The following is a 7,700-nucleotide window of genomic DNA, read 5'->3' as shown; positions in this document are numbered from 1 at the left end:
ACCCCGGCCACCGACCCCGCGGACCCTGCCGTCCCGGCCACCGTCGTCGACGTCGACCAGGCCCTGGCCGCCACCGCCGTCACCGGCGCCGAACGCCTCGCCGGCCTCATCGCCGCCGCCATGCTCGACACCGCCGGCCGCCCCGGCAAGCTGCCCCAGTACCTCTACCCGGACGTCCCCGCCGACCAGGTTCGGCAGATCTGGCAGGCCGCCCTCACCGTCGGATACCGGGCCGGCCGGTACGCCACCGCACCACGCTTCCACCGCGACACCCTCGCCCGCCTCCAAGGCGAACTCGCCGACGCCGGACATCACGCGATGGCTCGCACCGTCTCCCGCACCCTGGCCTCGATCGCCGCAGAACCGGAGCCGGATCACGAACGCACTCCCACCGGCGGTGACGAGACCCGCGGCGGACACTGGTGACCCGCACCCGCCCGGCATCAAGCCGCGGCCGCGGACGCCCCCTCCTCTTCACCGACGACCAGAAGCAGGCCTACCTCAAGCACGTCACCGCCGGCCTCACCCTCAACGAAGCCGCCGCCGCCATCAACGTCGACCGCCGCACCGTCAACCACCACGCCCAGCAAGACCCCGACTTCCGGACAGCCCGAGAGACCGCCAAGAAGGCAGGCCGGGAAGCCCGTTGGGAGAACCTGCCGCACGACGAGTACCGCTACAACCACGCCGGCTGCCGATGCCTCGACTGCAAGGCGGCCGCCCGCAAAGGCCGCGCCGCCCGACGCGTCGACACCACACCGGACGCCTCCCCACAGACCGGCCCGGAGCCAGGGGAGGCTCCCACCGTCATCAGCCTGCCCAACCGCGACATGCGCCCCGACCAGCACCTCCACCCCCTCGCAGCGGTCTCCTGACCCCCGGACGAGGGGGCGAGCATGATCAGGTTATTTGTTTCTCAAATGTGTAGGACAGAGTCCCAGGTCCGCACGTCCGTGCGATGACCTGGATATCTGACGACAAGTCTGATCTAAGACGCGCAGGAAGGAATGCAGACAGATGGCGACTCGAACGGCTAGGCTGAGCCTCGCGTCAGACGTGCAGTCAGCTAAAGGACTGGCCGGTGGACGCGGCCCAGAAAAGTCTGAAGGCCCCGCTGCCACCGCTGGTGGCAGTCCAGGTGGTGGAACACCTGAACGCGAGGCCTGCCGGACACCACGACCATTGCGAAGTAGAGGCGCCGACATGGCAGAGCGTACCCGCACAGCCGGGCTATCAGACAGTGCAACCCCAGCCACCGCCGTGAAGATCACACCGGCGAGCGAGCAGGGCACTGTCACCACTATCCCCACCGTCGCGTGACCGCCCAGGGCGAGGACATCCTCGCCTGGCTGGACCGCGCTATCACCGTGCGCGAGCAGAGTGCGCAGACATCGATCGAGCAAGCAACCGTGTACTTGGCGGGAGCAGAGCCGTCCTCTGTCAGTGTCTGGCGCGTTGTCGAGCGTCCGGCGACTGGAACCTTTGTGGCGACGTGTGACCAGTGGGGCCGGGTTGCGGAGGTGGTGCCCACATACGGTGGTGCGCACGCTGAGCACATCGCGCTGAACGACCCCGACTCGGTCCTGCGTCGCTGCGCTGCCGACCGGAAGCTGATCTCCCAACACGGTCCTTGCAGCGACACAGATCGGGGGTGCAAGGGGTGCGGCTTCGACAACCAGGAAGAGTCCATGGTCGACGACTACAACTCTTGCCCCGTGTTGATTGCAATCGCTGAAGGCTACGGCTGGACGCGGGGCGAGCGATGAGCGACCGCATGCGTGTCGAGGCAAGCCTGAGCCCCTTGCAGGCCATCCTGACCAGCGGACGTCACCGCAGAGAGGCTAGGAAGTGGCCGTGGGCCTGGTGGTGCACGGATTGCGATGACGCTTATGGGGCGTCCAAGACCCACTCCGAGGCGCAGGCCGCCGCCGCTCAGCACGAGCTGAGGACCCACGGCTCCGAGACTTCCCTCGCCGGATCGGCGCAGGGGCAGACCTCGCCCAGTAAGGGAGATCAGGTGACGTAGTGACTTCCTAGCGGGAGGTTTTGGGCCCCTTGGCGGGGGCGCTTCCTCTACCGCTGGCCGCTGGTGTTGGCGCACCGTCTGCGGCCTTCGTGCAACGGCTCCGAGTTGGTCCTCAGAGCTAAGGCCCGAGCTTCGATCCGGTTTGGCGACCGGCCCGAGATTCGAGCGTCCTTCAGGTTCTCACCGAACCACTCACCACCGAGCGGGCTTTTTTATGTCCGCAGGACGGCAGGTACATAGTGCAGCACGCGGCACCTTCTTGTCAGCTTCCCTCCCCTCGCGCGGGTGATTCGCGAGGAATGTCCCCCCGTTTGGAGACCCCCGACACGCACACCCCTCCAGTCGAATTCGAACCCCCGTTCGATTACAGTGCACGTCAGGCGGGTCGTGGCGGACAGCTCCAGGTGATCGCAGCCGCCCAGTGGCTGCACGCCACGACCGGCCGTATCGCCACCTGCCCCCACTCCTGGATGCAAGCCGTCCACTGGGTCTACGGCAGCGGCCTCTACACCCCCCAGCGCGCCACCGGCCCCCGTGCCATGAACACCACCACCCTCGCCGTCGCCCAGGAGATCGCCGCGCTGTCGGAGTGCCGGCCCTCCGTCGACTACCTCGCCCGCAAGCTGAAGGCGTCCGCCCGGACCATCAAGTACCACCTCGGCATGCTCCGCGAGGCCGGCCTGCTCGTGTACCGCAGCAAGGGCACCCGCATCAGCGGCATCGGCGGCCGCGCCTCCGTCTTCGAGCGCACCATCCCCGCCGCCTTCGACACCGCCCTCGGTATCCGCACCACCGGCGAGGGTGCAACGCGCCGCCCCGTCGGCATCGCAGAACAGGGCCGCACCCTCATCGGGAAGCTCGCCAAGAAGGCCGCCAGGAAGACCCGCCGTCGCCCCTCCCGGACCCGGTCCCAGCGGAACAAGCGTTGCACCCCAATGCAGGGTGGTACCTCAACTGTTTCTTCTACCGCTCTCACTCACCTTCCCTCTGAGGCAAAGCTCGCAAGCGGGAACGGGGAGTCTCAGCCGAAGAAGGAATCCAAGCGCGGGCAGCGAACCCTGAACAAGGTCGGCCGCCGCTACCAGCTGGCCCGTGAGCTGAAGCAGACCGTGCCCTGGCTCAACCGCGCCTCCGTTCCCCGGCTTGCGTGGATCGTCCGTCACGTCGCTGATGCCGGATGGACCATGTTCGAGGTCCAGGCCGCTGCCGAACTCCTGCCCGTTGCCGCAGACGACGCCCGCCGCCCCTCCGGACTGCTCGCCTACCGGCTGGCTTCCTGCCACCTGCTGTACAACACCCCCGCCAAACGCCAGATCCTGGTGGAGGACTGGCGGGAGTCCCGGTCCGCGGAGGAGGCCCGCCACACCGGGTACGACGACCTCGGCACCGGACCCCGCAGCCCGGCTGCCCGACGCGCCATGGACGAAGCGTTCGCCGTCATCCAGGCCCGCCTCGCCCCCACCGTGGCGACCGACGACCAGGACGATCTCGCGCTGGAAGACCTGAGCAAGGCAGAGGTCGCCGCCATGCGCGACGAAGCCCGCCGCGACCCCGGCCTGATCCTGTCCGCGCTCGAGCTGATGGGCGAACGCGAGACCCGCCGCCTGTACACCCACCGCCTCGTCGACCAGACCCTCGCCCTCGAGGCCATCAACGCCCGCCGCGACACCCTCGCCCCCGCCTTCTGAGGAGCCCCCGTGCCCAAGAACCGCAGCAGCCGCAGCCAGAAGCTCGCCCGCCAGTCCAAGGCCCGAGCCAGCCGTGCCGTCCCGCCCATGCCCCGCCTGGTCGCCAGCCCACTCGAGGCACGCACCGTCCTGGAGCAGGTTGCCGGCACCGGCCACTTCGCCCTGATCGACTCGAACGGGCAGCGGCAGCAGGTCACCATGCGGCATATCCGCGACTGGCACAACGCCAGCTTGACCGCTGACGGCCAGCCGCCGCTGGAGCCTGGAGAACTCGCCGAGATCCTCATGCATGACTTCATGTTCGGGCGTCTGCGCCTGCGTACGGACGGCCCGTGGGAGAGCGACGACGACTACCTCACGCCGGGAGGCCAGGCATGACCGACACCCCGAGCGCCTCCGGTGCTGACCTCGCCCGCCAGGCCCTTGCCGCAGCCCGCGCGTCCGCCAAGAACGCCCCCACCGCAGCCGGCCGCCCGCCCACGCGCACCACCACCCGTCGAACCCGAGGGCAGCACGGCGACCCCCAAGCTTTCGGCAGCATCCTCGGCAAGCTGACCGCCGAACAGGGCTGGGAGACCGGCATAGACGGCGGCAGCCTGATCGACCAGTGGCCGCAGATCGCGCCCACCGAACTCGCCACGACTGTCCGGCCCATCTCCTACGACCCAGACCGTGGACTCCTCATCCTCGAACCATCCACCCCCGCCTACGCCACCCAGGTCCGCCTTTTCCAGACCACGCTGATTCAGCACCTGAACGGCAAGCTGGGCAAGCCCGCGGTGCGAACCCTGCGCGTTCTCCCGCCCGGCCGCCGCCACGCCACCGCACCACAGCCCACCGAGCAGCCGGCCGCGCCCGCCCCCGAGGTGCCAGTGAAGACCCGGGACATGGCCCACCCCGGATACCGCGAAGCCCTCGAGCTGGCCCTGGACCACCGGCTCCCCGACACTGCGGGCGACCCGTACGTGGAGGAGGCCATGCGCCGCCAGGAGGCCGCCCTGCGCGCACACCGGCAGCCCGAACGCGAAGACCGCGAGGCGTACTGGGCGCAGGTCGACGCCGAAGCCAGCGCCGTCCGTGCCGTTAGGAGCAGCGATGCCTCCCGGACGGCAGCCCTGGCCTACAAGCGGCAGCACGCCGGCGGCACGCAGGAACCCCGCCGCGCCTTCGACGTCGCCTGACTGGGAGCAGGGGCAACACGATGCGGAATCTCAGGCACCGTGATCCGCAACAGCACCACCACTCCCACCCCCGCACGAAGGGGCACCCACATGGCCACACCGCTCGCCCCCGCACGACCTCAGGCACCCGCCCGCGTACACGGCATGTGCCTCAAGCACGCCGACTACCACCCCATGGACGGAGCCTGCTGGACCGTCACCGCCGACTTCTTCTTCGCCCACGGAGACCTGCCCGAGGCGGGGGCCCGCGCCTGCTACCAGCTGGCTGTGGAGCAGGCGATGCTTGATCAGCACATCCGCCAGCACCTGGCCGACACCCCCGGAGTCTCCGCATGACCACCGCACCCGCCCGGCCGGCCCGCCCTGCTCCCGCCCGCACCGCCCCGGTGGTCCCGGCCAAGCCGGCCGTAGCGTGGCAGCGCGACCGCCTCTTCCGCGAACCCGTCTACTCGGACGGACTCGCCTACGCCCCGGACGACGACAGCGACCAGGACGAGGACAACGGCTGAGAGTTTTACGGCCGTAAAACCGGCCTCGAAGGGATCCTGGTTTACCGCGGTAAACCGTCACCGGACCCCGGGGCGCCCCGCATGGGTGAAATGCCGGTGTCCCCACCAGGTCCAGGACAGCGGTCTGGAATGATGCCCCGTGCCCGAAGTACCGGAACACACGGGAAGCACACGGAGCACGCAATGACAGCTGCCGTATACGTCGTATCCATCGACCCCCAGGCCTCAACCGTCTGGTGGGCCAACCGAATCACCGACCTGCCCTTCGACTTCTCCCAGGAACACGAAACCCCCGAGAACCTTGCAGTCCTGAAGGACACCGGCGCAGCCGTCCACGTCATCGCCAACCAGAAAGGCGGGGTCGGCAAGACCACCACCACCCTGAACGTCGGTGCCATCGTCGCGGAAGTCCTCAAGAACTCCACAGCCCTCAGGCACGTCTTCATCGACACTCCCGGCAGCCTCCAGGACGAGGCACTCCTCCTCGAAGCACTCAAGTACGCCACCGACGTGATCGTGCCGATGCCGCCCGAAGGCCTCGCCTTCGACCCCACCGCACGCACCATCACCAAAGTCATCGAACCCACCGGTCTGCCGTTCCACGTAGTCGTCAACAACTGGGACCCCCGCGACGGCACCGCCGACCTCGAGGACACACAGGCGTACATCGACGCCCAGGGCTGGCCCCGCACCCGCACCGTCATCCGCCGCTACAAGGTGCACACCAGGGCCTCCGTGGAAGGCCGCGTCGTCACCCAGTACCCGAAGAACCGCGTAGCCATGGAAGCCCGCGAGGACTTCTTCCGCCTCGCCCTCGAACTCGGCTACGGGGGAGGCAAGTAATGGCCGGCCGCCGAACCAGCCTGGCGTCCCTCGCCGGAGAGAAAGTCGACGACGTCCCCGGCAAGTCCGACCCGCTCCTGCTGTCGCTGCCCTTGAACAAGCTGGTGCCGACCCGCTTTAACCCGCGGCGCCGCTTCGGCACCGAGGAGGAACTCCGCGAGTTCGGGCAGAAGCTGGCCCGCGAGCAACTCCAGCCCGCCGTCGTCGTCTCCCGCACCGCCTACCTCAAGCTGTGGCCCGAGGAAGCCGACCACGTCGGTGACGCCTCCTACGTCATCGCCAACGGAGAACGCCGCTACCGCGCTTCCCTCCTCGTCGGCCGGCCCGCTCTCGAGGTCGTCCACAAGGAAGACGTCGCCTCCTCAAGGGCCGCGTTCCTGGACGCCGTGCAGTCGGAGAACAACGACCGGGAGAACCTGGACCCCATCGAACGGGCCCTCGGTATCGACATCATGGTCACCCAGATCGGGGGAGCAGACCAGGTCGCCGTCTACTACGGCAAGACCAAGGGATGGGTCAGCCAGCAGCGCAAGCTCCTCAAGCTCACCCCCGAACTCCAGGACCTCGTCAGCTCGGGCGAACTGCCCGTCCGTGTCGCCCGCGACATCGCCGGCCTGCCAGCCGAGGTGCAGGCCACGGCGTGGGAAGAGGAGCTGGAGCGGCGGCGGTTGGAGAAGGAAGCGGGCGCGCGTCTGCGCGGACAGAAGAAGGAGGAGCGGTTTACCGCGGTAAACCAGACGCCCCCCGGGAGGCCGAAGACGGTGGTTCAGCTCCCGCCGGTCCCGGACCGGTTTACCGCGGTAAACCAGGAGAGCCCCACACCCCAGGCGCCCGCGGCGCCGGCCACGCCCGTGCCTGTGCAGCCCGGCACCGAGCAGCAGGTCCCCGAGCAGAGGGCCACCCCGCAGTCGTCGGCGGACACCTCGAGCGGTGGGGAGGGCGGTGAGGGGCAGCCCCGATGGTTCCCTTACGAGGAGCCCGCCACCGCGTTGATGCTCATCGAGACCAAGATGCCGGACGAACACCTCATCTCCTTTGTGGAGATGGTGTACCGGATGGCTGAGCGCAAGGGCATCACCCCGCGCCAGCAGTCTCTCGACTGACGGCCCTTCCTGCGGCCCCGCACCCTGGTTGACGCCGGGGGAGCGGGGCCGTGGTGTGAAAGCAGGCCAGCCGCCCGGGACCGCAGACGTTGACCGTGGGTCAATTCGGTCGGGTTGCCGGGGTTTCTGCGTCACCCACCCGAGTGATCTTCACACCGAAGGCTTCCCCCTGCACCTACCTGTGTGAAGGGTGGAGGTGCTGCCAGGTCCTGGGGGATCTGGTGGACGCACGGCCGGGTACGGCGTGTGCGTGGATCGCAGCCCACCACGGTGTCGTCCCGGTCACGCGCTTACAGCCCCCCACACCCCGGCCTCCCCACGGGACGACGCGCCCACCAGACCCCCTCGAC

10 protein-coding genes are annotated in these 7,700 nt (G+C 68.9%); all 10 read left to right on the top strand.

What is annotated here, in order from left to right; genetic code table 11:
- Positions 1-426 (top strand): hypothetical protein (locus tag P1P75_RS37510; RefSeq protein WP_319263869.1); only part of this gene is annotated, 426 nt, incomplete at its 5' end.
- Positions 423-875, top strand: a complete 453-nt coding sequence (locus tag P1P75_RS37505) for a hypothetical protein (RefSeq protein ID WP_319263867.1) — start codon at positions 423-425, stop codon at positions 873-875. The genes P1P75_RS37510 and P1P75_RS37505, both read left to right, overlap by 4 nt.
- 441 nt (positions 876-1,316) lie before the next feature.
- Positions 1,317-1,766: a DUF6221 family protein gene (locus P1P75_RS37500; RefSeq protein WP_319263865.1), complete on the top strand. Its 450-nt coding sequence runs from the start codon at positions 1,317-1,319 to the stop codon at positions 1,764-1,766.
- Between the two features lie 664 nt (positions 1,767-2,430).
- Entirely contained in the window at positions 2,431-3,714 is a 1,284-nt protein-coding gene (locus P1P75_RS37495; RefSeq protein WP_319263863.1) for a helix-turn-helix domain-containing protein, read from the top strand.
- A gap of 9 nt (positions 3,715-3,723) precedes the next feature.
- On the top strand, positions 3,724-4,092 hold the full coding sequence (locus P1P75_RS37490; protein ID WP_319263861.1) for a hypothetical protein: 369 nt from the start codon (positions 3,724-3,726) through the stop codon (positions 4,090-4,092).
- On the top strand, positions 4,089-4,895 hold the full coding sequence (locus P1P75_RS37485; RefSeq protein ID WP_319263859.1) for a DUF721 domain-containing protein: 807 nt from the start codon (positions 4,089-4,091) through the stop codon (positions 4,893-4,895). Before P1P75_RS37490 ends, P1P75_RS37485 begins: the two co-directional genes overlap by 4 nt.
- A gap of 90 nt (positions 4,896-4,985) precedes the next feature.
- The gene (locus tag P1P75_RS37480; RefSeq protein WP_319263857.1) at positions 4,986-5,231 is read left to right on the top strand and encodes a hypothetical protein; all 246 of its coding nucleotides are present in this window, start codon (positions 4,986-4,988) and stop codon (positions 5,229-5,231) included.
- A complete protein-coding gene (locus P1P75_RS37475; protein WP_319263856.1) occupies positions 5,228-5,404 on the top strand; it encodes a hypothetical protein in 177 nt (58 codons plus the stop codon). The genes P1P75_RS37480 and P1P75_RS37475 overlap by 4 nt, the downstream gene beginning before the upstream one ends.
- Positions 5,405-5,587: 183 nt before the next feature.
- The gene (locus tag P1P75_RS37470; protein WP_319263854.1) at positions 5,588-6,247 is read left to right on the top strand and encodes a ParA family protein; all 660 of its coding nucleotides are present in this window, start codon (positions 5,588-5,590) and stop codon (positions 6,245-6,247) included.
- Positions 6,247-7,350, top strand: coding sequence for a ParB N-terminal domain-containing protein (locus P1P75_RS37465; RefSeq protein WP_319263852.1), 1,104 nt, complete (start codon positions 6,247-6,249; stop codon positions 7,348-7,350). Before P1P75_RS37470 ends, P1P75_RS37465 begins: the two co-directional genes overlap by 1 nt.
- Positions 7,351-7,700: the final 350 nt, after the last annotated feature.

It is taken from the genome of Streptomyces sp. ID05-39B (assembly GCF_033794725.1).
GTDB classification, from domain to species: domain Bacteria; phylum Actinomycetota; class Actinomycetes; order Streptomycetales; family Streptomycetaceae; genus Streptomyces; species Streptomyces bobili.
The sequence above is the reverse complement of the archived record's forward strand: the minus strand, read 5'-3'. Positions and strand labels throughout refer to the sequence as shown.

Bases quoted from the DNA above. Each gene is read 5' to 3' on its own strand.
- P1P75_RS37485 (WP_319263859.1), top strand. From the start codon at position 4,089: ATGACCGACACCCCGAGCGCCTCCGGTGCTGACCTCGCCCGCCAGGCC.
- P1P75_RS37480 (WP_319263857.1), top strand. From the start codon at position 4,986: ATGGCCACACCGCTCGCCCCCGCACGACCTCAGGCACCCGCCCGCGTA.
- P1P75_RS37465 (WP_319263852.1), top strand. From the start codon at position 6,247: ATGGCCGGCCGCCGAACCAGCCTGGCGTCCCTCGCCGGAGAGAAAGTC.
- P1P75_RS37470 (WP_319263854.1), top strand. From the start codon at position 5,588: ATGACAGCTGCCGTATACGTCGTATCCATCGACCCCCAGGCCTCAACC.
- P1P75_RS37475 (WP_319263856.1), top strand. From the start codon at position 5,228: ATGACCACCGCACCCGCCCGGCCGGCCCGCCCTGCTCCCGCCCGCACC.